This is a genomic window from Pseudomonas sp. WJP1 (assembly GCF_028471945.1).
GTDB lineage: Bacteria > Pseudomonadota > Gammaproteobacteria > Pseudomonadales > Pseudomonadaceae > Aquipseudomonas.
On record NZ_CP110128.1, the window covers coordinates 1,187,198 to 1,211,031 of the forward strand.

At 61.0% G+C, this 23,834-nt stretch carries 23 protein-coding genes; 14 read left to right on the forward strand and 9 right to left on the reverse strand.

The features are described from left to right. Positions 1-13 precede the first annotated feature (13 nt). Both OH720_RS05330 and OH720_RS05335 read left to right on the forward strand, forming a co-directional pair. Complete coding sequence (locus OH720_RS05330) at positions 14-928, forward strand: alpha/beta hydrolase (protein WP_272604812.1); 915 nt, start codon at positions 14-16, stop codon at positions 926-928. Beyond that, positions 925-1,254 (forward strand): hypothetical protein, encoded by a 330-nt coding sequence (locus OH720_RS05335; RefSeq protein ID WP_008058748.1) that lies wholly within the window; start codon positions 925-927, stop codon positions 1,252-1,254. Before OH720_RS05330 ends, OH720_RS05335 begins: the two co-directional genes overlap by 4 nt. A 122-nt stretch (positions 1,255-1,376) precedes the next feature. On the opposite strand, the gene OH720_RS05340 is transcribed toward OH720_RS05335, so the two are convergent. The 3 genes from OH720_RS05340 to OH720_RS05350 all read right to left on the reverse strand — a co-directional run bounded on the left by OH720_RS05340 (position 1,377) and on the right by OH720_RS05350 (position 3,244). Then, a complete protein-coding gene (locus OH720_RS05340) occupies positions 1,377-2,174 on the reverse strand; it encodes an OmpA family protein (protein ID WP_272604813.1) in 798 nt (265 codons plus the stop codon). Positions 2,175-2,219: 45 nt separating this feature from the next. Next, complete coding sequence (locus OH720_RS05345) at positions 2,220-2,627, reverse strand: DUF4398 domain-containing protein (RefSeq protein WP_272604814.1); 408 nt, start codon at positions 2,625-2,627, stop codon at positions 2,220-2,222. Between the two features lie 272 nt (positions 2,628-2,899). After that, positions 2,900-3,244 carry a hypothetical protein gene (locus OH720_RS05350; protein ID WP_008058751.1) on the reverse strand — a complete coding sequence of 115 codons (345 nt, stop codon included), beginning with the start codon at positions 3,242-3,244 and terminating at the stop codon, positions 2,900-2,902. 200 nt (positions 3,245-3,444) lie between these two features. Here OH720_RS05350 and ppc point away from each other — a divergent pair, with 200 nt between their 5' ends. From ppc to OH720_RS05385, 7 genes are all read left to right on the forward strand, one after another. Continuing rightward, the gene (gene ppc, locus OH720_RS05355; protein ID WP_272604815.1) at positions 3,445-6,075 is read left to right on the forward strand and encodes a phosphoenolpyruvate carboxylase; all 2,631 of its coding nucleotides are present in this window, start codon (positions 3,445-3,447) and stop codon (positions 6,073-6,075) included. Positions 6,076-6,363: 288 nt separating this feature from the next. Beyond that, positions 6,364-7,011, forward strand: coding sequence for an adenylate kinase (gene adk, locus OH720_RS05360; RefSeq protein WP_008058753.1), 648 nt, complete (start codon positions 6,364-6,366; stop codon positions 7,009-7,011). A gap of 87 nt (positions 7,012-7,098) precedes the next feature. Further along, positions 7,099-7,773, forward strand: a complete 675-nt coding sequence (gene tsaB / locus OH720_RS05365; RefSeq protein WP_272604816.1) for a tRNA (adenosine(37)-N6)-threonylcarbamoyltransferase complex dimerization subunit type 1 TsaB — start codon at positions 7,099-7,101, stop codon at positions 7,771-7,773. A gap of 233 nt (positions 7,774-8,006) precedes the next feature. Next, entirely contained in the window at positions 8,007-8,312 is a 306-nt protein-coding gene (locus OH720_RS05370) for a hypothetical protein (protein ID WP_272604817.1), read from the forward strand. Next, the gene (locus tag OH720_RS05375; protein WP_272606401.1) at positions 8,309-9,169 is read left to right on the forward strand and encodes a DUF72 domain-containing protein; all 861 of its coding nucleotides are present in this window, start codon (positions 8,309-8,311) and stop codon (positions 9,167-9,169) included. Before OH720_RS05370 ends, OH720_RS05375 begins: the two co-directional genes overlap by 4 nt. A 33-nt stretch (positions 9,170-9,202) precedes the next feature. Further along, positions 9,203-10,024, forward strand: coding sequence for an isocitrate lyase/PEP mutase family protein (locus OH720_RS05380; protein ID WP_272604818.1), 822 nt, complete (start codon positions 9,203-9,205; stop codon positions 10,022-10,024). 29 nt (positions 10,025-10,053) lie between these two features. Continuing rightward, positions 10,054-10,722 carry an extensin-like domain-containing protein gene (locus tag OH720_RS05385; protein ID WP_442967261.1) on the forward strand — a complete coding sequence of 223 codons (669 nt, stop codon included), beginning with the start codon at positions 10,054-10,056 and terminating at the stop codon, positions 10,720-10,722. Positions 10,723-10,725: 3 nt separating this feature from the next. Here OH720_RS05385 and OH720_RS05390 read toward each other — a convergent pair whose 3' ends face one another. Then, complete coding sequence (locus tag OH720_RS05390; RefSeq protein WP_272604820.1) at positions 10,726-11,346, reverse strand: energy transducer TonB; 621 nt, start codon at positions 11,344-11,346, stop codon at positions 10,726-10,728. 92 nt (positions 11,347-11,438) lie between these two features. On the opposite strand from OH720_RS05390, the gene OH720_RS05395 reads away from it, so the two are divergent. Next, a complete protein-coding gene (locus tag OH720_RS05395) occupies positions 11,439-12,221 on the forward strand; it encodes a class I SAM-dependent methyltransferase (RefSeq protein WP_008058766.1) in 783 nt (260 codons plus the stop codon). Between the two features lie 138 nt (positions 12,222-12,359). Here the strand turns inward: OH720_RS05395 and OH720_RS05400 are convergent, their stop codons facing one another. Next, a complete protein-coding gene (locus OH720_RS05400) occupies positions 12,360-12,998 on the reverse strand; it encodes a TetR/AcrR family transcriptional regulator (RefSeq protein ID WP_272604821.1) in 639 nt (212 codons plus the stop codon). Positions 12,999-13,091: 93 nt separating this feature from the next. On the opposite strand from OH720_RS05400, the gene OH720_RS05405 reads away from it, so the two are divergent. The 3 genes from OH720_RS05405 (at position 13,092) to OH720_RS05415 (ending at position 19,197) form a co-directional block, all read left to right on the forward strand. Continuing rightward, positions 13,092-14,192 (forward strand): efflux RND transporter periplasmic adaptor subunit, encoded by a 1,101-nt coding sequence (locus OH720_RS05405; protein ID WP_272604822.1) that lies wholly within the window; start codon positions 13,092-13,094, stop codon positions 14,190-14,192. Between the two features lie 6 nt (positions 14,193-14,198). Continuing rightward, a complete protein-coding gene (locus OH720_RS05410; protein ID WP_272604823.1) occupies positions 14,199-17,264 on the forward strand; it encodes an efflux RND transporter permease subunit in 3,066 nt (1,021 codons plus the stop codon). A gap of 589 nt (positions 17,265-17,853) precedes the next feature. Continuing rightward, on the forward strand, positions 17,854-19,197 hold the full coding sequence (locus tag OH720_RS05415) for a Fic family protein (RefSeq protein ID WP_272604824.1): 1,344 nt from the start codon (positions 17,854-17,856) through the stop codon (positions 19,195-19,197). 48 nt (positions 19,198-19,245) lie between these two features. On the opposite strand, the gene OH720_RS05420 is transcribed toward OH720_RS05415, so the two are convergent. From OH720_RS05420 to plsB, 3 genes are read right to left on the reverse strand one after another with little or no spacing between them, the layout of a single operon-like run. After that, positions 19,246-19,935, reverse strand: coding sequence for a DUF4197 domain-containing protein (locus OH720_RS05420; protein ID WP_008058776.1), 690 nt, complete (start codon positions 19,933-19,935; stop codon positions 19,246-19,248). A gap of 23 nt (positions 19,936-19,958) precedes the next feature. Further along, positions 19,959-20,357 carry a YbaY family lipoprotein gene (locus tag OH720_RS05425; protein ID WP_272604825.1) on the reverse strand — a complete coding sequence of 133 codons (399 nt, stop codon included), beginning with the start codon at positions 20,355-20,357 and terminating at the stop codon, positions 19,959-19,961. Between the two features lie 51 nt (positions 20,358-20,408). After that, on the reverse strand, positions 20,409-22,913 hold the full coding sequence (gene plsB / locus OH720_RS05430; protein WP_272604826.1) for a glycerol-3-phosphate 1-O-acyltransferase PlsB: 2,505 nt from the start codon (positions 22,911-22,913) through the stop codon (positions 20,409-20,411). Positions 22,914-23,077: 164 nt separating this feature from the next. Here plsB and OH720_RS05435 point away from each other — a divergent pair, with 164 nt between their 5' ends. Further along, entirely contained in the window at positions 23,078-23,287 is a 210-nt protein-coding gene (locus tag OH720_RS05435) for a cold-shock protein (protein WP_008035470.1), read from the forward strand. Positions 23,288-23,422: 135 nt separating this feature from the next. On the opposite strand, the gene OH720_RS05440 is transcribed toward OH720_RS05435, so the two are convergent. Beyond that, entirely contained in the window at positions 23,423-23,800 is a 378-nt protein-coding gene (locus tag OH720_RS05440) for a hypothetical protein (protein ID WP_046816499.1), read from the reverse strand. Positions 23,801-23,834 lie beyond the last annotated feature (34 nt).

Sequence of the window (23,834 nt, forward strand, 5' to 3'; positions counted from 1 at the left end):
GAGGTTTCACCGGATGAAACTCCTCGGCATCCTCTGCCTTCTCCTGGCCCTGAACGGTTGCAGCTCATTGCTGTTCTACCCCGAACCCGGCCAGTTGTTCACCCCGGAAAAAGCCAAGCTCGAATACCGCGATGTCACCCTGACTACCGCCGACGGCCTCAAGCTGCACGGTTGGTGGCTGCCGGCGAAAAAAGGCGTCGAGGTCAAAGGCACCGTACTGCACCTGCACGGCAACGGCGGCAATCTGCCCATGCACTTGGGCGGGAGTTGGTGGCTACCCAAACAGGGATACCAGGTACTGCTGGTGGATTATCGCGGCTACGGCCTGTCCGAGGGCGAGCCGAGCTTGCCGGCAATCTACCAGGACATCGACGCCGCGTTCAAATGGCTCGACCAGGCCCCCGAGGTCAAGGGCAAGCCGCTGGTCCTGCTGGGCCAGAGCCTGGGCGGCTCAATGGCGGTTCACTACCTGGTGCAGCACCCCGAGCGGCAAAAACAGCTCAAGGCGGTTGTGCTCGATGGCGTGCCCGCCAGCTACCGCAGTGTCGGTCGCTATGCGCTGAGCAATTCATGGGTGTTCTGGGCGTTCCAGGTGCCGCTGTCCTGGCTGGTGCCCGATGGTGACAGTGCGATCAACTCCATGGCGCAACTCAATGGCGTGCCGAAACTGATCTACCACAGCATCGACGATCCGCTCGTGCCTCTTTCCAACGGCATCCGTCTGTATCAAGCTGCGCCGCCGCCCAGAGTGCTGCAACTGACCCGTGGCGGTCACGTGCAGACATTCGCCGACCCGGTCTGGCGCAAAGTCATGCTGCGTTATCTCGATGACCCGCAGCATTTCGACGGCCTGCGCCGCCTGGGTGAGATCCCCAATTACCCGGCGCCCGAACATTCTGAAGATGAACCACCAGAGAGCCCGAAATGAGTGAAGAACGTAACGCCATCCCACTGATCATCACCGGTATCTGCAGCATCCTCGGCACCGTCGGCGCCCTGTGGTGGTACGGCTACCTGCACTTCGCCAAGCCAGAGGATGCGTTGCTGCTCAACGAATTCACCATGCTCAAGACCGTGCCGGGCGAAGACTACAAAGTCTCCCTGGAACCGGCGGCGCAAGTGGCGCAGTGCATTGATGGCGTGTTGGTGCTGTTTGATACCGAACAGAAAGGCCTGACCGGCGTGCTGGTCAACAGCAAGAAGAAAGCAGTGCGCTGCATGGGTCAGGAAACCCCGCAGAAGCTTGAGCAATAAACCGAGATCGACTGTGGGAGCCAGCCTGCTGGCGATTGCGATTGAACATTCAACATTGATGTTGACTGATACACCGCTATCGCCAGCAGGCTGGCTCCCACAGGGTTTTGTGCAATGACGGCTTACTGTGTGTTGGAGCTGACAGCCGAACGCGGAATCACCGGCTGGTTGTCATTGGAAATGGTCACTTCCACCCGACGGTTCTGGGCCCGACCCGAAACGCTGGTGTTATCCGCAACCGGATACTCCTTGCCATAACCCTGGGCAACGATGCGCGTTGGATCGACACCCATCTTCACCAGCGCCGTGCGCACGGAGCTGGCGCGACGTTCCGACAGGGACTGGTTGTGCGACGCGGTACCGGTGCTGTCGGTGTAACCCTCGACAATCACTTTGCGGTCCGGGTTTTCCTGGAGGTACTGCGCCAGTTTGTTGATGTTCATCAGGCCGTTGGATTTCAGCTCGGCCTTGTCGGTGGCGAACAGCACATCACCGAAGGTCACCAGCGTGCCGCGATCGGTCTGCCGGGCGTTGAGGCTGTCCTGCAACTGCTTGATCTGCTGGTCGCGCGCATCCAGGCGCGCCTGGGCCCGTTGGGCGGAAGCATTTTTCAGGTTGGCTTCGGCGGTGCGCAGGGCGATGGTCTGTTTCGCCACTTCCACACGCTGGTTGGTCAGGTAGGCCAACTGGTCGACCTTGGCCGGGTCTTCCTTGTCCAGATAGGCCTTGTCGGCCTTGTCCAGGTAATCGCTGGCTTCCTTGGTTTCCAGCGCCGCGACTTTGCTCGCCTGCGGATTGGCTTGCAGGCCGGAATAATTGGTGCGGGCCTGTTCCAGATTGGCGTTCGGTGGTGTGGAGCATGCGGCCAAAGCAACGCTGGCGGCCAGCAGGGCAGGGATCATCGCTTGTTTGTAATTCATGGTTTCGTCCTTTTAATAGAGTAAGAAATACGTCATGCCGCGCCGTTATTGAACGGTGCGCTGGCTTTCCTGACGCAGTTCCTGAACCCCTTTCTGAGAGTCCTTCACAGACTGTTCGGCTTTCATCGCCTGGGCTTTGCGCTCGGCCACGCGAGCGTCCCACTCAGCCTGTTCGGCCAGGGTTTTGGCCTGATCGTACTTTTTGTCGTGCATGGCGATTTCGGCTTGCTTGAGCTTGTCCTGCGCCGCCTTCATTTCCACCGCGGCGAATTCGGTACCACCGGCGCTGACGGCGTTGTTGACCGCTGACTCGGTAACGGCGAACTGCTCGGTGGGCGGGTTGCCGGCGCAACCGGCCAGCACGAGGCCGGAGCCGATGGCCAGGGCCGTCATTTTCAGGCTGTGCAGGGAAGAAGATTTGCCAGTTCGGGTTTTCATCGTTTTCAACTCCATTGGGCTAACTCCTGAGCAACGTGAACATCCATCCTGGGCAAAGAGCCGAAACCGTATTTCACAAGGCGTTTTGAAACGGCCGTCCCAGGCGTGGTTACTGGGTTGACCCGAGGCGTTTTTTGAAAGTTCAGAGAAATTAGCCTGCTACCGAAAAAAACTTCGGTGCAGTGGAGAGGGCTCTATATCGAGGATCGTGGCAATAAACACGGCTGTTCACGCCCCTCGAAGGCGACGCGAACAGCGGTTTTCTGAAGGGGGGAATGCGGAAAAAATCAGTGTTTCTGCTTGTCGTCAGCCGCCGACAAGTCGTGCAGGTGGCGACGGGACAAGGCGAGAAAACGTGGGGTCGGGCCGATGTCTTCGTACAGCGGATCGCCTTCTTCGTCAGTGGCCACTACGGTCGTACCTTTTACATAGGGGAAGCTTTTTTCCAGTTCTTCCAGGGCGGCCCCGATCAGTTCGCCCAGCAGTTCTTCGGGATGCCGCTTGGGGTACATCTCGATAATCGCCGCAAGCCGTGCGGCAGCCTCCACGTCCAGGTGAATCGAATAGCCTGTGTCGGTCAGGCGACCTTTGGCGTTTTCTTCCCAGTGGTTGGCAAGCTCGCGGATTTTCATAATGACCTCATTGCGCTCCTGCTCATTGCAGGCGGGGAATGTCCGGCAGGTGCCGGCGACAGCCGTTGAACGGCTTACCGTTGAGACTAGCTTCAACGGCAAAGGTTTACAGTCCCTTCGTCGTCTTGCTTGTAAGAACCGGTCTGGAGCGGCACTCTTAAGGTTCCTGGTCGACCGGATTTTTCGCTGGAGAACTGTTGATGACCGATATTGATGCACGCTTGCGCGAAGACGTTCACCTGCTCGGTGAGTTGTTGGGCAACACCATTCGTGAACAGTACGGGGACGGCTTTCTCGACAAGATCGAGCAGATCCGCAAGGGCGCCAAGGCGGACCGTCGCGGCTCCATGGACGCCGAGCTGAGTGCCAGCCTCAACCAGTTGACGGAGGACGAACTGCTGCCGGTGGCGCGGGCGTTCAACCAGTTTCTCAACCTGGCCAACATCGCCGAGCAGTACCAGCTGATTCACCGTCGCGAAGAATCCCAGGCCGCTCCATTCGAAGCGCGGGTGCTGCCGGAGTTGCTCGCCCGCCTGCGCGCCGAAGGTCATGGCGCCGAGTCCCTGGCCCGTCAGCTGGGACGGCTGGAAATCGAATTGGTGCTGACGGCGCACCCGACCGAAGTCGCGCGCCGCACGCTGATCCAGAAATACGACGCCATCGCCGCGCAACTGGCAGCCCAGGACCATCGCGACCTGACCGGCGCCGAGCGCGAGCAGATCAAGTCGACGTTGCAACGCCTGATCGCCGAAGCCTGGCACACCGAAGAGATCCGCCGCACGCGTCCGACGCCGGTCGACGAAGCCAAATGGGGCTTCGCAGTGATCGAGCATTCGCTGTGGCAAGCGATCCCCAACTACCTGCGCAAGGCCGATCAGGCCCTGCACGCCGCCACCGGTCTGCGTTTGCCACTGCAGGCAGCACCCATCCGCTTTGCCTCGTGGATGGGCGGCGACCGTGACGGCAACCCGAACGTGACGGCGGCGGTCACCCGCGAAGTGCTGCTGCTGGCGCGCTGGATGGCGGCCGATTTGTACCTGCGCGATGTCGATCATCTCGCTGCCGAGTTGTCGATGCAGCAGGCCAGTGAAGCGTTGAAGGCCAAGGCCGGCGACAGCGCCGAACCCTATCGCGCGGTGCTCAAGCAACTGCGCGAGCGCCTGCGCGCGACGAGAAACTGGGCGCACACCGCGTTGTCGACGCCAACGCCTGCATCGGTCGATGTGCTGCAAAACAACCGCGAACTGCTCGACCCGCTGGAGCTGTGCTACCACTCGCTGCATGAGTGCGGCATGGGCGTGATCGCCGACGGTCCGTTGCTCGATTGCCTGCGCCGGGCCGTGACGTTTGGCCTGTTCCTGGTGCGTCTCGATGTGCGTCAGGACTCGTCGCGCCATACCGCGGCCATGACCGAAATCACCGATTACCTGGGCCTCGGTCGCTACGAAGACTGGAGCGAAGAAGAGCGCATTACCTTCCTGACGCGCGAACAGAACAACCGCCGGCCATTGCTGCCACCGCACTACAAGCCTTCGGCCGACACCGCCGAAGTGCTGGCGACCTGCCGGGAAATCGCCGTTGCGCCAGGGGCGTCGCTGGGCTCGTACGTGATCTCCATGGCCGGTGCCGCTTCCGATGTGCTGGCCGTGCAGCTGTTGCTCAAGGAGTCCGGGGTATTGCGGCCGATGCGCGTGGTGCCGCTGTTCGAAACCCTCGCCGACCTCGACAACGCCGGCCCGGTGATCGAGAAGCTCTTGTTGCTGCCGGGTTATCGCTCGCGCCTGCAAGGCCCGCAGGAGGTCATGATCGGTTATTCCGACTCGGCCAAGGACGCTGGGACCACGGCCGCCGCCTGGGCCCAGTACCGGGCGCAGGAGCAACTGGTGGATATCTGCCGTTCACATGACGTGGAACTGCTGTTGTTCCATGGTCGCGGTGGCACCGTGGGGCGGGGTGGCGGCCCGGCTCACGCGGCGATCCTGTCGCAGCCGCCGGGTTCAGTCGCCGGACGTTTCCGCACCACCGAGCAGGGAGAAATGATTCGTTTCAAATTCGGCCTGCCGGACATCGCCGAGCAAAACCTCAATCTGTACTTGGCCGCGGTGCTCGAAGCGACCTTGCTGCCACCGCCGCCCCCAACGCCACAGTGGCGCCACTTGATGGACGAACTGGCCGCCGATGGAGTCAGCGCCTACCGTGCCGTGGTGCGGGAAAATCCGCAGTTCGTGGAATATTTCCGCCAGTCCACGCCGGAACAGGAACTGGGACGCCTGCCGCTGGGTAGTCGCCCGGCCAAGCGCCGCGCCGGCGGGATCGAAAGCCTGCGGGCTATCCCGTGGATCTTCGGCTGGACCCAGACACGGCTGATGCTGCCGGCATGGCTGGGCTGGGAAGCGGCCCTGAGCAAGGCGCTGGAGCGTGGTGAGGGCGAACTGCTGCAGCAGATGCGTGAGCAGTGGCCGTTTTTCCGCACCCGCATCGACATGCTGGAGATGGTCCTGGCCAAGGCGGACGCGGATATTGCCCGGTCCTACGACGAGCGTCTGGTCGAACCGGACTTGCTACCTTTGGGCGCGCACTTACGCGACCTATTGTCGCAGGCATGCGCCATCGTTCTCGGGCTGACCGGTCAGTCACAGCTGTTGGCACATAGCCCGGCCACCCTTGAATTCATCCGTTTGCGCAACACTTACCTCGATCCGCTTCATCTATTGCAGGCCGAGTTGCTGGCACGATCGCGGCAACCGGATGTGGCACAGGACAGCCCGGTAGAACAGGCGTTGCTGGTGTCTGTAGCGGGGATTGCCGCCGGTTTGCGCAACACCGGCTGAGGAATTTTGCCGTGCTTTTGGGCATCCGGCGCGGGCGCCGGATGCGGTTCAATGGCAGGTGCGAAAGTGCTGCCAGGCGACAGTTAATGTAGGGGTTGCGACTTGGGGAACCGGGTTGCGCGGTCATCACGGGCAGCGGTTTCTCCGACTTTTGGCGGCTTGTGTGGGCGCAGCCTGCTGTGTATCTTGAGCAGCCTTTGGCCGTTTGGGCGGTCACGACCCTATTTTTGAGATTGGCCCCACGAGGCGAATCTGACGTTATCCATATAAAAATTGAGGAGCACATCGATGCGCGTCATTCTGCTGGGAGCTCCCGGGGCCGGTAAAGGTACTCAGGCTAAGTTCATCACCGAAAAATTCGGTATTCCGCAAATCTCCACCGGCGACATGCTGCGTGCCGCGGTCAAGGCCGGCACCGAGCTGGGCATCAAGGCCAAGAGCATCATGGATGCCGGCGGCCTGGTCTCCGATGACCTGATCATCGCCCTGGTCAAGGACCGTATCGCCCAGTCCGACTGCGCCAACGGTTTCCTGTTCGACGGTTTCCCGCGCACCATTCCCCAGGCTGAAGCCCTGGTGACTGCCGGCGTCGAGCTGGATGCGGTGGTTGAAATCGCCGTTGAAGACGAAGAGATCGTGCAGCGTATCGCCGGTCGCCGTGTTCACGAGGCTAGCGGCCGCGTTTACCACATCGTCTACAACCCGCCGAAAATCGCTGGTAAAGACGACATCACCGGCGAAGAGCTGGTACAGCGCAAGGACGACACCGAAGAAACCGTGCGTCATCGCCTGTCGGTCTACCACTCGCAGACCAAACCGCTGGTGGACTTCTACCAGAAGCTGTCGGCTGCCAACGGCAAGCCGAAGTACAGCCATATCGAAGGCGTTGGTTCGGTTGAAGCGATCACCACCAAGGTGATGGCTGCCCTGAGCTGAAAACAGCTTGATCTTCTACGGCCCGCTTGCGGGCCGTAGTTGTTTATACTGACGGACTTTTTTCTGATCTCTCTTGTGGAAACATCGATGAGCACCTTGCTGGCCCTGGACACCGCGACTGAAGCTTGCTCCGTTGCCTTGCTGCACGACGGCAAAGTGACGAGCCATTACGAGGTGATTCCGCGCCTGCATGCACAGAAGCTGCTGCCGATGATCCAGCAGCTGCTCGCCGATGCCGGCACCAACCTGCAAGCGGTCGACGCCATCGCCTTCGGTCGCGGGCCGGGTGCGTTCACCGGCGTGCGGATTGCCATCGGCGTGGTGCAAGGCCTGGCATTTGCACTCGATCGCCCGGTATTGCCAGTGTCGAACCTGGCGGTGCTGGCCCAACGCGCCTACCGCGAACACGGCGCCAGCCAGGTCGCGGCGGCCATCGATGCGCGGATGGACGAGGTGTATTGGGGCTGCTACCGCGAAACGGCAGGGGAGATGCGCCTGGTCGGTGCTGAAGCAGTGTTGCCACCGGAAGTCGCCGCACTGCCGGCCGATGCCAGTGGTGAATGGTTCGGCGCGGGCACCGGTTGGGGCTATGCCGAGCGCATCGGCGTCGATTTGATCGGGCAGGACGCGGGCATGTTGCCTCATGCTGAAGACCTGCTGACGCTGGCGCGCTTTGCCTGGGAGCGTGGCGAGGCGATTGTGGCGGACGAGGCGCAGCCGGTTTATCTGCGCGATAAAGTGGCGACACCCAAGGCGCGTTAATTCGCTACACCGAGTTGTCCCCTTCGCGAGCAGGCTCGCTCCCACAAGGTTTGGCGTAAATCCTGTGGGAGCGAGCCTGCTCGCGAAGGCGATGTCAAAAACACAGTCAATCGTCAGTTTGTAACCCCAGCTTTTAAACCTTTTGCCTTTTATGTGTTCTAGTTATCACTCGGCAGTTTGCGATGTGGGTTGTGTGCCACTAGACTGCCATTACTGATACCGAGCATGCACCTATGCGTATAGACGGCGTTTCCTCTCAGTCCTATCCCATCAAGCGCAAGCCTCGCAACGGCCAGCGGGTGGAAGACGAGCCCGTCGATATCGAAGGCGAGCTGGAATTTGCGACCGAAGAACAACTGGCTGCCCGTGCCGCCAAAGCCGCTGCGCAAAAGCTGAGCAATCTTCCCGCCCGTCAGCAGGACATGCTTTATCACCGCGCGATGAGCAAAAGCGTGGCAATGGCGCTGGCCAGTTACCTGAGCACCGCCAGTTTCGTCGATTGGGATGCGCAAGTGCTGGGCCTCGACCTGTACATCTGATGTTGCCTTACTACCTCGGTTGCCCGTCCTGGAGCGAAAACGCCTGGCGTGATTACCTGTACCCGCCAGCGTCCAAACCCGCCGATTTTCTAAGTCTCTATTCCCAAGTGTTCAACGCCGTGGAAGGCAATACGACCTTCTACGCCAGTCCCTCTGCCAGGACCGTGCAGCGTTGGGCCGAGGTCATGCCCGCACACTTTCGCTTCACCGCCAAGTTCCCCCGGGAGATCAGCCACGGCGGTGACCTGCGCGAACAACTGACCGCCGCCGACACCTTCACCCGATTGCTCAGCCCGCTGGGCGAGCGGGTAGCGCCGTTGTGGTTGCAATTATCCAAGGGCTTTACGCCACAACGCCTGCCCGAGCTGGCCGGATTCATCGATGCGCTGCAGCGGCCACTGGCGGTGGAAGTGCGGCATGACGACTTCTTCGCCAAGGGCGAGAACGAGCGGATGCTCAATCGCCTGTTGCTCGATCGGGGTGTCGAGCGCATCTGTCTTGATCCCCGTGCCTTGTTCAGCTGTATCTCGACCGAGCCCTCGGTGCTGCACGCCCAATCGAAGAAACCCCGTGTGCCGCCGCGCCCGGCAGCGTTCACGCAGTTCCCGCAGGTGCGTTTCATCGGTCATCCGCAGCTTGAGGCCAATGAACCCTTTCTGGTGCCGTGGGTGGAGAAAATCGCCCTGTGGATCGAAGAGGGGCGTACGCCCTACATCTTCCTGCACACCGCCGACAATGTGCTCGCGGCGAAACTGGCACAACGTTTTCACGCGCACCTGATGCTGCGTCTGCCTGGCTTGCCGGCGCTGCCTGAGCTATACAGAGAGCCCGCGGCGGAGCAACTTGGCTTGCTCTGAAGCGGACTCGTTTCCCTTCAGAGGAGCCTGCCAATGGCTGCGCAAACCCTTCGAGCCCAAGCGTTCAGAGCCTTGCACGAACGCGACGGGGCCTTTGTGATTCCCAATCCGTGGGATGCCGGTTCGGCAAAGATGCTCGCCAGCCTGGGTTTCGAGGCGCTGGCGACCACCAGCGCCGGTTACGCTTTTTCCCAGGGCCGCCCCGATGGCGGCCTGACGCTGGACGACACCCTGGCCAACGTCCGGGCGATTGTCGCCGCCACCGACCTGCCGGTAGCGGTCGATCTGGAAAACGGCTTTGCCGATGATCCCGCCGAATGCGCGCAAAGCATTCGGGCGGCCGCGGCCGCCGGTGCCGTTGGCGGTTCGATCGAAGATTTCACGGGCCGTCCGGACGCTCCGATTTATTGCTTCGAACATGCCGTGGCGCGTATCGAGGCCGCCGTCGCTGCCGCCCGCAGTTTGCCTTTCGCGTTCACGCTGACCGCCCGGGCCGAGAACTATCTGCATGGCAATCCGGATCTGGCCGACACGATCCGTCGCTTGCAGGCGTTCGCCGAAGCCGGTGCCGACGTGTTGTATGCGCCAGGGTTGCGCAGTGCTGAAGAGGTATTGGCAGTGGTTCGCGCCGTGGCGCCGAAACCGGTCAACGTGTTGATGTCCGGCGGTTTGAAGCTGACGGTCGAGCAATTGAGTGAAATGGGCGTCAAGCGCATCAGTGTCGGCTCGGCGCTGGCCTTGGCGGCGCTGGGCGAGTTCTACCGCGCCGCCGAGGAAATCAAGACGGCGGGCACGTTCGGCTTCACGTCGCGATCCATGCCGTACGCCCAGGCCAATCAGTTTTTCAAAGGCTGACGGTGCGATTTCGCGGGTGGCTGCTGCTGATGCTGTTGATCATCACGGCAGCTGGAGTGGGCGTCTGGCGTGGCTGGATTTCGCTGCCGCCGCAGTGGAATCCCTGGGCGCCGCTGGACGTCAAGGCCGAGCCCAACCTGCTGACCCGCTACAAGCTGATGCGACTGCGCGCTGATGCGCAGCTGTGCGACCAGGCGTTGAGCAGCTCCGGATTGCGCGTGAGTCATCAGGCCGACAGTCCGGACGCCAAATGCCCGCTGACCACTGCCCTGCGTGTCCAGGGCAGTGACGTGGCCCTGAGCAGCAGTTTCCTCGCCAGTTGCCGGCTTGCTGTGGCATTTGCCCTGTTCGAGCATCACGCGCTGCAACCGGCGGCGCAGGCGGTGTACGGGCAAGCGGTCACGCGGGTCGATCACCTCGGCAGCTTTGCCTGCCGCAATGTCTACGGTCGCGAGAATGGCAGGCTTAGCCAGCATGCGTCGGCCGATGCGCTGGATATCGCCGGTTTTCGCCTGGCTGACGGCCGAACCATCAGCGTGCTCAAGGATTGGCCGAAGGATAATCAGGATGCCAGGTTTTTACGGCAGGTCCGCGATGGCGCCTGCGGCCTGTTCAGCGTGGTGTTGAGCCCCGATTACAACGCCGCCCATCGCAATCACTTTCATCTGGATGTCGGGCCGTCGTGGGTCTGTCGCTGAGTTTTATGCGGCGAGGCGCAGGTTCTGCAGGATGATCGGGCGTGCCCAACCGTTATCGAAATCGAGTTGTTTCTGTTGTTCCACCAATTCTTCAGGCGAGAACGGCGGGAACGGCTTGTCCAGCAGGTCGAGTTCGAACTCGGCGATCGGCAAGCGCAGCGGACGCGGTTGTGGCGCCGGTCCGGCTTCTGGCAACGGCTGGCCGGCGGTGAGCACGATCGGACGCACCCAGCCCCTCTCGAAGTCCTGCTGTTGCTGCTGGGCAACGATCTCTTCGGCGGGGAACGGCGGGAATGGTTTGTCGGCCAGGTCCAGTTCGAACTCGGCAATCGGCAGGAACAGCGGCTCGGGCGGGCGAACTTCGTTGTCCTTCACGTCGCATTCGCGCTGGGCAACGATGTGCGCCAGCAGGTCGCTGCCAACGGTGGGTTCAACCGGGCTTTGCAGGTCGACCGGTGGAAAATTCAGCGATTGCGGCAACACGTCACCCGACTGTTCGGCCAGTGCACGGGCAAAGAAATCCTGCCAGATGTGACTGACGCCGCTCAGGGCCTGGGTGTTTCGCAGGTTGTAATCGCCGTAGGGCGAGATAAAACCTGTGATTGTGGGTTGAATGTCTGACATTTCTCTCGGTCGACGCTCAGCTCTGGCAAAATGCTCGATAGTTTTGTTATCGGCCGTTTTTGCCGATCATTAATTTTTTGAGCGTGTTTCCGATGATTGATCAACCTGCGGCCTGCCGCATCCATGTCGAGGCGCTGAGCGCGGCCTTCGAGCCCCAGGCCGAGCAATGGGCCGAGCGTCTGGGCCTGCCGCTGCAAGTGGCGGATGGCGAGTTCGCGTTGCAGGTGGGTGACCAGGGTTTGCAGCTGCAACAGCTGGGGCCGGATGCGCCCGGTCCGGTGCGGGTCGATTTCGTCGAGGGTGGCGCGGCGCATCGCCGGTTGTATGGTGGCGGCAGCGGGCAGATGATCGCCAAGGCCGTGGGCATCGCCCAAGGTGTGCGACCGCGTGTGCTGGATGCCACTGCGGGGCTGGGCAAGGATGCGTTCGTGCTGGCTAGCCTCGGCTGCGAGATGAGCCTGATCGAGCGTCAGCCATTGATCGGTGCCTTGCTCGAGGATGGCTTGGCCCGGGGCGCGGAAGATTTCGACGTAGCACCCATCGTGGCGCGTATGCGCTTGCTCAAGGGCAACTCGATCGAGGTGATGCGCAATTGGGAAGGCGAGCCGCCGCAGGTGATCTACCTCGACCCGATGTTCCCCCATCGCGAGAAAACCGCGTTGGTGAAAAAGGAAATGCGCCTGTTCCGCCCGCTGGTGGGGGATGATCCGGATGCGCCGGCATTGCTCGCCGCGGCATTGGCTTTGGCCAGCCACCGGGTGGTGGTTAAACGTCCGCGCAAGGCGCCGTGCATTGAGGGGCCCAAGCCTAGCCATGCGCTGGATGGCAAATCCAGTCGGTATGACATTTATCCGAAGAAAGCGCTGAAGCCTTAAGACCGAGTCGCCTGCATCGCGGGCAAGCCACGCTCCCACAGGATTTGTGTAGAACACAATTTCTGAGAACACCCCGGACACTGTGGGAGCGGGCTTGCCCGCGATAGCGTCAGATCAGCCAACCAATATCTGTCAGGCCTACTCCGGCCGATAAGCCCGCATAAACAACCCCACCACTTCCCGCACATGGCTCTCCGCCGCTTCCCCGGTCAGCGGTTCGCCGCAGCCATACAACAACCGGAAATTCGCCGCCCCCTTGAGCAGGCAAAAAAAGTGTTCCGCCGCATTACGCGGTTTGTCGATACACAACACGCCACTCTGATCGACTTTGCTCAGCAACCGCTCCATGCCGTGCAGCATGCGCTGTGGCCCGGCTTCGAAGAAGATCAGCGAGAGTTTCGGGTCCTGGCTGCCCAGGGCCATGATCAATCGATGCAAGTTCACCGACTCATCGCTGTTGATCAACTGGTGAAAGCCGCGGGCGATGTTCAGCAGCACGGTTTCCACTGCCACGCCTTCCGGCAATTCAAAGAACAGCGACGGCAATTGCTCTTCGCACTTGGCCACCACGGCAGCGGAGAACAGCGTCTCCTTGTCGTTGAAGTGGCTGTAGACCGTGAGCTTCGATACGCCGGCCTGCGCGGCGACAGCATCCATGCTGGTGTTGGCATATCCCTTGGTCAGAAACAGCGTTTTCGCTGCATCGAGGATCGCCTGGCGCTTGGCCAGATCCTTGGGGCGGCCTGGGCCATTGGGTGCTGAAAGATTGTTCGGCATATTCGCTTTTATTACTGGACTGGTGAGTTTGCTATTAATAACATACTCGTCAGTATAATTATTCCAAGCACCATTGGCGAAAGGTCCTTCACCATGTTCCGCTATGCCTTGCCCCTCGCGTTGCCAGTCACCCTGGCGTTTTTATTGACCGCGTGCGGTCACGAAGAGGCGCCTGTCGTCAGCATTCGACCGGCCATGGTGGTTCAGCCAGAGCCTTCGACCCAGGCGATGGAAAGTTACCCTGGTGAAGTTCGCGCCCGCTTTGAACCGGACCTGGCGTTCCGCATTGGCGGGAAAGTCAGCCGACGACTGGTCGACGAAGGGCAGCGGGTCAAGGCCGATCAACCGCTGGCGGAACTCGATCCCCAGGACGTGCGCCTGCAACTGGAGGCCACCCGCGCCCAGGTCGCGGCCGCCGAAGCCAATCTGAACATGGTGCGCGCCGAACGTGATCGCTATAAGACGCTGATGGAGCGCCAGCTGGTCAGCCGCTCGCAGTACGACAATCACGAAAACCTGTACCGGTCCGGTGAAGCGCGTCTTAAACAGATCAAGGCCGAGTTCAACGTCTCCACCAATCAGGCCAGTTACGCGGTGCTGCGGGCGCCGCAGGATGGCGTAGTCGCCAAGCGAGCGGTGGAAGTCGGGCAAGTGGTCGCGGCCGGGCAAACGGTGTTTACCCTGGCCACCGATGGCGAACGTGAAGTGTTGATCAGCCTGCCGGAGGCAAGCTTCGGCCGCTTCAAGGTCGGCCAACCGGTTTCGGTCGAACTCTGGACGCAACCGGATCAGCGCTTCGCCGGACACATCCGCGAACTGTCGCCGGCTGCCGATCCAAAGTCGCGCACCTTCGCTGCGCGTATCGCCTTCAATGCGGGCAAGGTGCCGGTCGAGCTCGGCCAGAGCGCCCGTGTCTTCGTGCAGTCCGCCCAAGCTGTTCCGTTGTCAGTGCCACTGTCGGCGCTGACCGCGGAAAACGGCGTGACCTATGTCTGGGTGGTCAGCGCCAACAACACCTTGAAGAAGACCCCGGTACGGGTCGGCGCCTTCGGTGAGAAAACCGTGCCGGTCCTTGAAGGTCTCAATGCCAGCGACTGGGTGGTGGCCGCCGGTGTCCATGTGCTACTCGACGGGCAATCCGTGCGCCCGGTGGATCGCTCCAACCGCGTGGTCAATCTGGCGGACAAGGAGTAATCCCCGATGGGTTTCAATCTTTCCGCCTGGGCGCTGCGCAATCGCCAGATCGTCTTGTTCCTGATGCTCTTGCTGGCGATCGTCGGCGCTCTGTCCTACACCAAGCTGGGGCAAAGCGAGGACCCGCCGTTTACCTTCAAGGCCATGGTGATCCGTACCAACTGGCCAGGGGCGACCGCACAGGAAGTCTCGCGCCAGGTCACCGAACGCATTGAAAAGAAGCTGATGGAAACCGGCGAGTACGAGCGCATCGTGTCGTTCTCCCGCCCGGGTGAATCCCAGGTGACGTTCATCGCCCGTGACTCCATGCACTCGGTGGATATACCGGAGCTCTGGTATCAGGTGCGCAAGAAGGTCAGCGACATCCGCCACACTTTGCCGCCGGGTATTCAGGGGCCGTTTTTCAACGATGAATTCGGTACCACCTTCGGCAACATCTACGCGCTGACCGGCGAGGGTTTCGACTACGCCGTGCTCAAGGACTACGCCGACCGCATCCAGATCCAGCTGCAGCGGGTCAAGGATGTGGGCAAGGTCGACTTGCTCGGCTTACAGGACGAAAAGATCTGGATCGAACTGTCCAACGTAAAGCTCGCCACCCTCGGATTGCCGTTGGCGGCGGTGCAGCAAGCCCTGGAAGAACAGAATGCGGTGTCCACCGCCGGCTTCTTCGAAACCACCAGTGAGCGATTGCAGCTACGGGTCTCGGGGAATTTTCAGACGGTCGATGAGATCAAGAACTTCCCGATCCGCGTCGGCGATCGTACGTTCCGCATCTCCGATGTCGCCGACGTGCGCCGCGGTTTCAACGATCCACCGGCACCGCGCATGCGTTTCATGGGTGAAGACGCCATCGGCCTGGCCGTGGCCATGAAGGACGGTGGTGACATTCTAGTGCTGGGCAAGGCCCTGGAAATCGAGTTTGCCCGCATCCAGAAGAATCTCCCGGCCGGCATGCAGCTGCGCAAGGTCTCCGACCAGCCGGCCGCGGTGAAAACCGGGGTTGGCGAGTTCGTCCAGGTGTTGGTCGAAGCGCTGGCCATCGTGCTGTTGGTGAGTTTTTTCTCCCTCGGCGTGCGCACCGGCATGGTGGTGGCCCTGGCCATTCCGCTGGTGCTGGCGATGACCTTCGCCTGCATGTATTACCTGGGGATTGGCCTGCACAAGATCTCCCTCGGCGCCCTGGTGCTGGCGCTGGGCTTGCTGGTGGACGACGCCATCATCGCCGTGGAAATGATGGCGATCAAAATGGAGCAGGGCTTCGACCGTATCAAGGCGGCGAGCTATGCCTGGACCAGCACCGCCTTCCCGATGCTCACCGGCACGCTGATCACCGCCGCCGGTTTCCTGCCGATCGCTACCGCGCAATCGGGCACCGGTGAATACACCCGTTCGATCTTCGAAGTGGTGACTATTGCCCTGCTGGCGTCCTGGGTGGCGGCGGTGCTCTTCGTGCCTTACCTGGGGGAAAAACTCCTGCCGGACCTGGCGAAGATTCACGCGGCCAAACACGGCGCGGATCAACCCGACCCTTATGGCACGCCGTTTTACCAGCGCGTCAGGCGTCTGGTGGAGTGGTGTGTGCGCTGGCGTAAAACCGTGATCACGGCAACGGTGGTGCTGTTCATTGCTTCCATCGTGCTGTTCCGTTTTGTGCCCCAGCAATTTTTCCCGGCGTCGGGCCGGCTGGAGTTGATGGTCGACCTGAAGCTGGCCGAAGGCGCGTCCCTGAGCAATACGGCCGAGGAGGTCAAGCGCCTCGAAGCGTTGCTCAAGGACAAGGCCGGGATCGACAACTACGTGGCCTACGTCGGCACCGGCTCGCCACGTTTTTACCTGCCCCTGGATCAACAATTGCCGGCGGCGAGCTTCGCCCAGTTCGTCGTCCTGGCGAAAACCATCGAAGAGCGCGAATCCCTGCGCACCTGGTTGATCACCACCCTCAACGAACAATTCCCGGCGTTGCGCTCGCGGGTCACACGCCTGGAAAACGGCCCGCCGGTTGGCTATCCGGTGCAGTTCCGGGTCACCGGCGAGCACATCGAGGAGGTCCGCGCACTGGCCCGCAAAGTCGCGGCCAAGGTGCGCGAAAACCCCCATGTGGTCAACGTCCACCTGGATTGGGAAGAACCGAGCAAAGTGGTGTACTTGAACATCGACCAAGACCGTGCACGGGCACTGGGGGTGAGCACGGCGAACCTGTCGAAGTTTTTGCAGAGCTCGCTGACCGGTTCCAGCGTCAGCCAGTACCGCGAAGACAACGAGTTGATCGAGATCCTGTTGCGCGGCACCTTGCATGAGCGCACCGAGCTGTCGTTGCTGCCAAGCCTGGCGGTGCCGACCGACAACGGTCGCAGCGTCGCCCTGTCGCAGATCGCGACCCTGGAATACGGCTTTGAAGAAGGCGTGATCTGGCACCGCAATCGCCTGCCCAACGTGACGGTTCGCGCCGACATCTATGGCAAGGAACAACCGGCAACCCTGGTGCAGCAGATCATGCCGACCCTTGATCCGATCCGCGCTGAACTGCCTGACGGCTATTTGCTGGATGTCGGCGGTACGGTCGAGGATTCGGCGCGCGGGCAGAACTCGGTGAAGGCGGGGGTGCCGTTGTTCATCGTGGTGGTGTTGACGTTGCTGATGCTGCAGTTGCGCAGTTTCTCGCGCACGGTGATGGTGTTTCTGACGGCGCCTTTGGGGTTGATCGGGGTGACGCTGTTTCTGATGGTCTTCCGCCAGCCATTTGGCTTTGTCGCCATGCTCGGGACCATCGCGTTGTCGGGCATGATCATGCGCAACTCGGTGATCCTGGTGGATCAGATCGAGCAGGATATCGCCGCTGGGCTCAAGCCATGGCAAGCGATCATCGAAGCCACGGTCCGCCGCTTCCGGCCGATTGTGTTGACGGCGCTGGCGGCGGTGCTGGCGATGATTCCGTTGTCGCGCAGCGTGTTTTTCGGGCCGATGGCGGTGGCGATCATGGGGGGGTTGATTGTGGCGACGGCGTTGACGCTGTTGTTCCTGCCTGCGCTGTATGCGGCTTGGTTCCGGGTCAAGAAAGAGTCGGCCTGAGTTCGTTGGACTTGGCGGCCTTTGGGCCGACCAGGTTCTTGATTGACCGAGTACATATCCGTTTCTGCGGTAACGGCGGCTGGCGGTTTCGCCCTTACGGCGACTCACTTTTTTTACAAGCGCCAAAAAAAAGTAAGCAAAAAAACGCTCGCCCCAGCGTCCGGCCCCTCGCTAAGGCTCGGCGTTCCTTCGCTCCGGTATCCATCCGGGGACACTGCCCTCCGGTTGGCTTCGCTGCACCTACATGCAGCGTGTTCGACTGCGTCGAACGGCGCTGCGCACCACTCCCCGGATGAACACCTCCACTCAGCCTCCCGAAGGGGCCGGCAGATCAAGATCAAAAGCTGAAGGCGAGCTAACGCTCGGCCTGTTGAGTGGTGAAGAGCGGGTGGATGTACGCCGATCACTGTAGGAGCGAGCCTGCTCGCGAAGGCTGCTCAACAGTCATCAATGTTCATCGTCAAAGCCAACCTTTCGGATCCTTCTGCCGTAAGTTCCTACAACTATCTCAGAACCGTCCGATATTGAGACTCGGGGGGCCGGATGTTGTACTCGAAACTCGGTTTTACGAGTTTTCGAGACAGCGCCAATGAAAAAGCCACCCATGCTGAAGGGGAGTTCAGACCCGGTTTTCGATTTACTGACGAAATCGCCACACAAGGAACGCCTCTCGCAATACCTCTCCTTGCTCAAGCCCCTGGACGAGCAAGGGCGCTATCTGCCGTTTGATGAATTGCGCTATCGCTGGGCGTCGGGCCTGGATTCGAATCTGTGCTGGGCCTTGGTCAAGAAAGCTCGAACCGCGCAATACGTCAGCCTGCTGCCATTGGGTGAGCCAATGCAGTGGGGCAATTTCGTGCTGACACCGATGGCACAAAAAGCGATTTCCTGCGTGGATCGTCAAACGACGACGGCCGCGTTGGAGTACATGACCAGCCAAATCGGCGAGAGTGCGCATTTCAGTTACCTGCTCAACGACCTGATCGAAGACGAAGCCATCAGCAGCAGTCAGCTTGAGGGTGCAGCGACCACCACTCGGGTGGCAAAGGACATGCTCAAGCGCCATCGCCTGCCGCGTACGCCGGACGAGCGCATGGTGATTGGCAATTTCAAGATGATGAACCTTGCCTGGGAGAAACGTTACGAACCCTTGAGTGTCGAGCTGATCACGGCACTGCATCGCGTTGGCGTATCGGGTATCGATGACGCGCAATACTCGCCGGGGGATCTGCGGGTCAATGATGACGTGGTGGTACAGGACGGCCAGGGCAATACGGTGCATGTACCGCCTCCTGCCGCGGGGCTCGCTGCTCGATTGCGGGTGCTGTCGAAGTGGATCAATCAATCCCATGACGATCCCCACCGGGTGGATTATCTGCACCCGCTGATCAAGGGGATCGCGCTGCATTTCGCGCTGGGTTATGAGCATCCTTTTCGCGATGGCAATGGCCGCGTTGCGCGGGCGTTGTTCTACTGGTTCATGTTCAAGAATGATTTCTCGGCGTTTCGTTACATCGCGATCAGCGTCTTGCTGCGCAATGCGCCGGTGAAATACGGACGCTCCTATCTCAATACCGAAGCGGATGACCTGGACCTGACGTATTTCATCGATTTCCAGTGTTGGGTGGTGCTGCGTGCTGTCAGCAGCTTTACCGAGGCTTACAGGAAAAGTCTTGTGAATGCCGAGTGTTTTGATCGTTGGTTGTCGGAGTCCGGATTTTTCGAGCGACTGAGCGGGAGGCAGCGGGCGGTGTATCAGGTGGCCAGGAGTGGGATGGCGAAGGAATTTACGGCGGCCAATGTGAAGGAGAACCTGGGGTGCTCGTACAACACGGCGTCGGCCACGTTGAACGGATTGGTGGATCTGGAATTGTTCGAGAAGCGCAAGCTGGGGCGTGAGTGGGTGTTTTTTCTGCGGGTTAAAGGGAGCTGATTTGATCGCTCCCTTGCAGTGAGCAGGGGAACGATCAAGGGTTGTGGCTTAGAGCGTGCCGAAGACCTTCTTCGCCAAACTGGTCGCCGCCGCCGCCGGGTTCTGGCGGATGGTTTCTTCCTGTTTGCCGATCATCTCGAACAAGCCGTTCAATGCCTGTTCGGTCACGTAGTTTTCGACGTTGGCACTCTTCGCATCGATCACGCCCATGGTCGCCGCCTGCCCGGCGAACGAGTTGTACTGCTGGGCCAGGCCGACCTGGTCGGTGGCTTGCTTGACGATTGGCAGGAACTTGGCGCGGATCTGTTCGCGGCTGGTCTTGTTCAGGTACTGGGTGGCCGAGTCATTGCCGCCACTGAGGATGCCCTTGGCATCGTCGACCGTCATCTTCTTCACGGCGTCAACGAGGATCGGCTGGGCCTGGACCACGGCGGTTTCCGCCGCTTTGTTCATGCTGGCTTCCAGCTGATCGACCTGATCACCCATGCCGAACTGTTTCATTTTGCTGGCCACTTTGCCCAGTTTGCCCGGCAGTTCGATCTTCACGTCCGGGTTGTTGCTGAAGCCGCCCGGGGTGCCGAGTTGTTTCACGGCCAGTTGCGCGCCTTGGGTCAGGGCGTCCTTGAGTCCGCCGGTGGCGTCTTTCTGCGACAGGTCGCTCAGGGACAGCGCCAGGGCGCTGGCAGAGATCATCAAGCCTGCGCACAGGCCGGCAAAACGTAGGGTAGGGCGGAGCATGGCAACTTCCTTTTTCATAAGACTTAACGGGCCGCGTCAACGCGGACCTTCACGGGCTGTGGATCGGACCCGTCCAGGCGCACGGCGTGATTCTCGGTGGTGATGAACAGCAGTTTGCCATCGACTTCGATGCGTGCGTTGATCGAGTAACGGTGATTGGGCTCGATCTTCAGCGGGTCGTAGCTCAGGTGGAACGGCAGGGGCACCTGGCCTTTGACCGGGCCACGTTGTTCGTCAATGACCTTCGCCGGTGCGTCGGCGAGTGAGATGTCTTGCAGGCTGACGCTGAGGATTGCCGTCGGTGGCAGCGCGATGCGTTGCAGGTAGAACACTTCGCCATCGAGGGAAGCCTTGGGCGCCGGAGTAGGGTGCTGGCAGGCTGTCAACATTACAGCAGCTGCGATCAGGGATAGTTTTTTCATCGGGAGATCTCCGTATCGACGGCGCCAGAACCGACTGGCGCCTTGATCAATCTAGACGGTTTGTTCGGGCGTCGCGGGTTGGTCGGCGGCATCTTCACTGCGGTGCAACGCCACCTGGCGGATTGATAGACGAATCTCCGCCGGCAACACCCGCTTGGCCGCACCTTCTGCCAGTTCGCCGAGCAGCTCGTGGTAGCCCAGCTTGCCGGCCTCGTCGCGCTTTAGTACTTCAAGGTCGAGCAGGGTCTGGATGAAGTGGCGGAACAGGCTCTTGTCGAAGAATTCCGGGGCGTTCAGGCCATGCAGGATCGACAGGCGCTGGGCCATGACCGTGCACAGGTCTTCCAGTTCTTCGGCGCTGATGCTGTTCTGGCCGCTGTTGAGCAGCAGGGAAACGGTCATGTAGAAGCGCTGCAAGGTCTGGGCGATGCTTTTCGACAGCAGCGTCAACAGCACGAAATGCCGTGAGCTCGGCGCCGGGCGCAGGTAGACGTCGTTCTCGAAACGCAGCAGGCCTTGCTCGACGAATGCTTGCAGCCATTGGTCGATCACCGCGTCCAGCTCGTCCAGCGACCAGCGAATGAACAGTTCCGCTTGCAGGTAGGGGTACAGCGCGCGGGTGTAGCGCAGGATCTGCTCGCGGCTCATGCGCGAGGCGCTCTGGAAGAAACTCGCCAGTAGTGCCGGCAGCGCGAAGATGTGCAGCACGTTGTTGCGGTAATAGGTCATCAGGACGGCGTTCTGCTCGTCCAGATACAGGATCTTGCCCAACGCATCGCTCTGTTCGGACAGCAGGTCCATGTCCTTCACGTGCTCGATCAGCGCTCGGCCATCACCTTCCGGCAGGGTGGTATGCGGCGAATACGGGACCTTGCGCAACAGTGCCAGATACAGATCAAGCACCCGTGCCATGGCGCGATCGTCCAGGGCCAGGCGACTGGTGGACAGCAGCGCCAGCGCGACCAGGTTGACCGGGTTGATCGCCGCCGCTTCGTTCAGGTGCTGCGCGACTTTTTCACCAAGGCGGTTGGTGGTTTCGTTGAGCCAGGCCGGTTTGAACTGCGGCCCCAGCTCCTGCTCGCGCCAGTCCGGCTGCTCGCTGTCGAGGAATTGCGCCAGCTTGATCGGCTCACCGAAGTTCACGGCGACTTGACCGAAGCGCTGCTTGAGCGCACCGATGACTTTGAAGATGTCGAAGATCGATTCTTTCTTCTTGCTCGCGCCACGCAGTTCGCCCAGGTAGGTCCGGCCTTCCAGCACGCGCTCGTAGCCGATGTACACCGGCACGAAGACGATGGGCACGCGCGACGAACGCAGGAAGCTGCGCAGGGTGATCGCCAGCATCCCGGTCTTCGGTTGCAGCATGCGCCCGGTGCGCGAACGGCCGCCTTCGACGAAGTACTCCACCGGGAAGCCCTTGGTGAACAGGGTGTGCAGGTATTCGTTGAACACCGAGGTGTACAGCGGGTTGCCCTTGAAGGTACGGCGCATGAAAAACGCGCCCCCGCGCCGCAGCAGGCCGCCGATTCCGGGCATGTTGAGGTTGATCCCGGCGGCGATGTGCGGCGGGGTCAGGCCATTGCGAAACAGCAGGTAGGACAGCAGCAGGTAGTCGATGTGGCTGCGGTGGCAGGGTACGTAGATCACTTCGTAACCCGGTGCGACCTTCTGCACGCCTTCGATGTTGTTGACCTTGATACCGTCGTAGATCTTGTTCCAGAACCAGCTCAGCACCACTTCCATGAAGCGGATCGCGGTGTAGGTGTAGTCCGAGGCGATCTCGTTGCCGTAGCGCAGGGCCTGGGCCTTGGCTTTCTCCGGGGAGATGTTCTCGCGCTCGGCTTCGTCGAGGATCGCTTGCTTGACCAGAGGCTGGTTGACCAGGCCCTTGACCAGGTTGCGCCGGTGGGAAATGTCCGGGCCGATCACCGCCGCCTTCAGGTTGCGGAAATGCACCCGCAGAATCCGTTGGGCCATGCGCACGGTGCGCTCGTGACCCTTGTTGTGCTCGATCAGTTCGCGCAGGTGGATGGGGGCCGAGAATTGCACGCGGGTCTTGCGCCCCAGCACGATGATGCTGAGCAGGCGGCGCAGGCGCCCGGTGACTGCCCAGCTATCGGCGAACAGAAGTTTCCACGGGCTGTTTTCGCTGTCCGGCGACTGGCCCCAGAACACGCTGACCGGAATGATCTGCGCGTCTTCGGCGGCGTTCTGGCTCAGGGCGCTGACCAGGCGGGTCAAGGTGGGCGGTGCGCCGCGCTTGTCCTGGCGGCCAAGCCAGTCGGGATCCGGTGTCAGGTAGAAGAACGCGGCCGGTTCCAGCAGGTTGCCCACCGAGACGGGCAGCACCGGACGCGGCAGGCCGGCCTTGGTGCATTCGGTGTCGACCACGGCGAGGTCGGTCAGCGAAGGGTTTTGCAGGACGTAGAACACCGGGCGACTGCGGTCGAGGTTGAGGGTGAACGACGACTGGTTGATCGTCTCCGAGCGAACCCAGAGGTACAACAGCCGACGCAGGGCGCCAAACACAAGACGGCGGAACGGGGAGCGGGTCATACGGCATCTGCTTGAGTGGATAAAACCGAGCAATTGCTCGGGAGTGGGACAGTGTGCCGGATTCGTCGAAAATCGGCAAAAAAGCGGTCAACCAATCTGTAGTTGAGAGTTTCTGTGCCTGTCATATACTCGGCCGCTCAAAATAAAAACAAGGGGGTACTGAGATGGCAACGCGTGAAACCGGCAATGTGAAGTGGTTCAACGACGCCAAGGGCTACGGCTTCATTCAACGCGAGGACGGGGTGGATGTGTTCGTGCACTACCGCGCGATTCGCGGCGAGGGGCACCGCTCGCTGACCGAAGGCCAGCAGGTCGAGTATGGGGTGGTGACCGGCGAGAAGGGGTTGCAGGCTGAGGATGTGGTGGGGCTGTAAACCCATTCTTCAGACCACACAAAAACACTGTGGGAGCGAGCCTGCTCGCGATGAGGCCGTGCCAGTCGACATCAACGTTGACTGATCCACCGCAATCGCGAGCAGGCTCGCTCCCACAGGTTTTGCGTATTGCTTTTAAGCAGTTTTCCAGGTGATCTCTTCTTCACCGTCGGCGCTGATGCGAATCCAGCGATCCGCCGTTTCCTCACCCTCTTCCTCGACCCAGCTACCCGGTGCGCAACGCACTTCGACGTTCAGCGCGGCAAACGCGGCGCGGGCGCAGGCGATGTCGTCGTCCCAAGGCGTCTGGTCGCTTTCCAGGTACAGGCTGTTCCACTTTCCTACGGCCTTGGGCAACCAGGTCACCGGCACGTTGCCGGCCTTGCACTTGTAGGTCTGGCCTTTCTGTACCCAGTCGGTGCACGGGCCCAATGCCGTGCCGAGCCAGGCCGAGATGGCCTTGTGGTCGACGTCGGCGTCTTTCAGGTAAATCTCGATATCGGGTTGGCGCATGGATGTCCTCACTGCGTGTCTGAAAAATCCATTC

Bases quoted from the DNA above. Each gene is read 5' to 3' on its own strand.
- OH720_RS05330 (WP_272604812.1), top strand. From the start codon at position 14: ATGAAACTCCTCGGCATCCTCTGCCTTCTCCTGGCCCTGAACGGTTGC.
- OH720_RS05335 (WP_008058748.1), top strand. From the start codon at position 925: ATGAGTGAAGAACGTAACGCCATCCCACTGATCATCACCGGTATCTGC.
- OH720_RS05340 (WP_272604813.1), bottom strand. From the start codon at position 2,174: ATGAATTACAAACAAGCGATGATCCCTGCCCTGCTGGCCGCCAGCGTT.
- OH720_RS05345 (WP_272604814.1), bottom strand. From the start codon at position 2,627: ATGGAGTTGAAAACGATGAAAACCCGAACTGGCAAATCTTCTTCCCTG.
- OH720_RS05350 (WP_008058751.1), bottom strand. From the start codon at position 3,244: ATGAAAATCCGCGAGCTTGCCAACCACTGGGAAGAAAACGCCAAAGGT.
- ppc (WP_272604815.1), top strand. From the start codon at position 3,445: ATGACCGATATTGATGCACGCTTGCGCGAAGACGTTCACCTGCTCGGT.
- adk (WP_008058753.1), top strand. From the start codon at position 6,364: ATGCGCGTCATTCTGCTGGGAGCTCCCGGGGCCGGTAAAGGTACTCAG.
- tsaB (WP_272604816.1), top strand. From the start codon at position 7,099: ATGAGCACCTTGCTGGCCCTGGACACCGCGACTGAAGCTTGCTCCGTT.
- OH720_RS05370 (WP_272604817.1), top strand. From the start codon at position 8,007: ATGCGTATAGACGGCGTTTCCTCTCAGTCCTATCCCATCAAGCGCAAG.
- OH720_RS05380 (WP_272604818.1), top strand. From the start codon at position 9,203: ATGGCTGCGCAAACCCTTCGAGCCCAAGCGTTCAGAGCCTTGCACGAA.
- OH720_RS05385 (WP_442967261.1), top strand. From the start codon at position 10,054: ATGCTGTTGATCATCACGGCAGCTGGAGTGGGCGTCTGGCGTGGCTGG.
- OH720_RS05390 (WP_272604820.1), bottom strand. From the start codon at position 11,346: ATGTCAGACATTCAACCCACAATCACAGGTTTTATCTCGCCCTACGGC.
- OH720_RS05395 (WP_008058766.1), top strand. From the start codon at position 11,439: ATGATTGATCAACCTGCGGCCTGCCGCATCCATGTCGAGGCGCTGAGC.
- OH720_RS05400 (WP_272604821.1), bottom strand. From the start codon at position 12,998: ATGCCGAACAATCTTTCAGCACCCAATGGCCCAGGCCGCCCCAAGGAT.
- OH720_RS05405 (WP_272604822.1), top strand. From the start codon at position 13,092: ATGTTCCGCTATGCCTTGCCCCTCGCGTTGCCAGTCACCCTGGCGTTT.
- OH720_RS05410 (WP_272604823.1), top strand. From the start codon at position 14,199: ATGGGTTTCAATCTTTCCGCCTGGGCGCTGCGCAATCGCCAGATCGTC.
- OH720_RS05415 (WP_272604824.1), top strand. From the start codon at position 17,854: ATGAAAAAGCCACCCATGCTGAAGGGGAGTTCAGACCCGGTTTTCGAT.
- OH720_RS05420 (WP_008058776.1), bottom strand. From the start codon at position 19,935: ATGCTCCGCCCTACCCTACGTTTTGCCGGCCTGTGCGCAGGCTTGATG.
- OH720_RS05425 (WP_272604825.1), bottom strand. From the start codon at position 20,357: ATGAAAAAACTATCCCTGATCGCAGCTGCTGTAATGTTGACAGCCTGC.
- plsB (WP_272604826.1), bottom strand. From the start codon at position 22,913: ATGACCCGCTCCCCGTTCCGCCGTCTTGTGTTTGGCGCCCTGCGTCGG.
- OH720_RS05435 (WP_008035470.1), top strand. From the start codon at position 23,078: ATGGCAACGCGTGAAACCGGCAATGTGAAGTGGTTCAACGACGCCAAG.
- OH720_RS05440 (WP_046816499.1), bottom strand. From the start codon at position 23,800: ATGCGCCAACCCGATATCGAGATTTACCTGAAAGACGCCGACGTCGAC.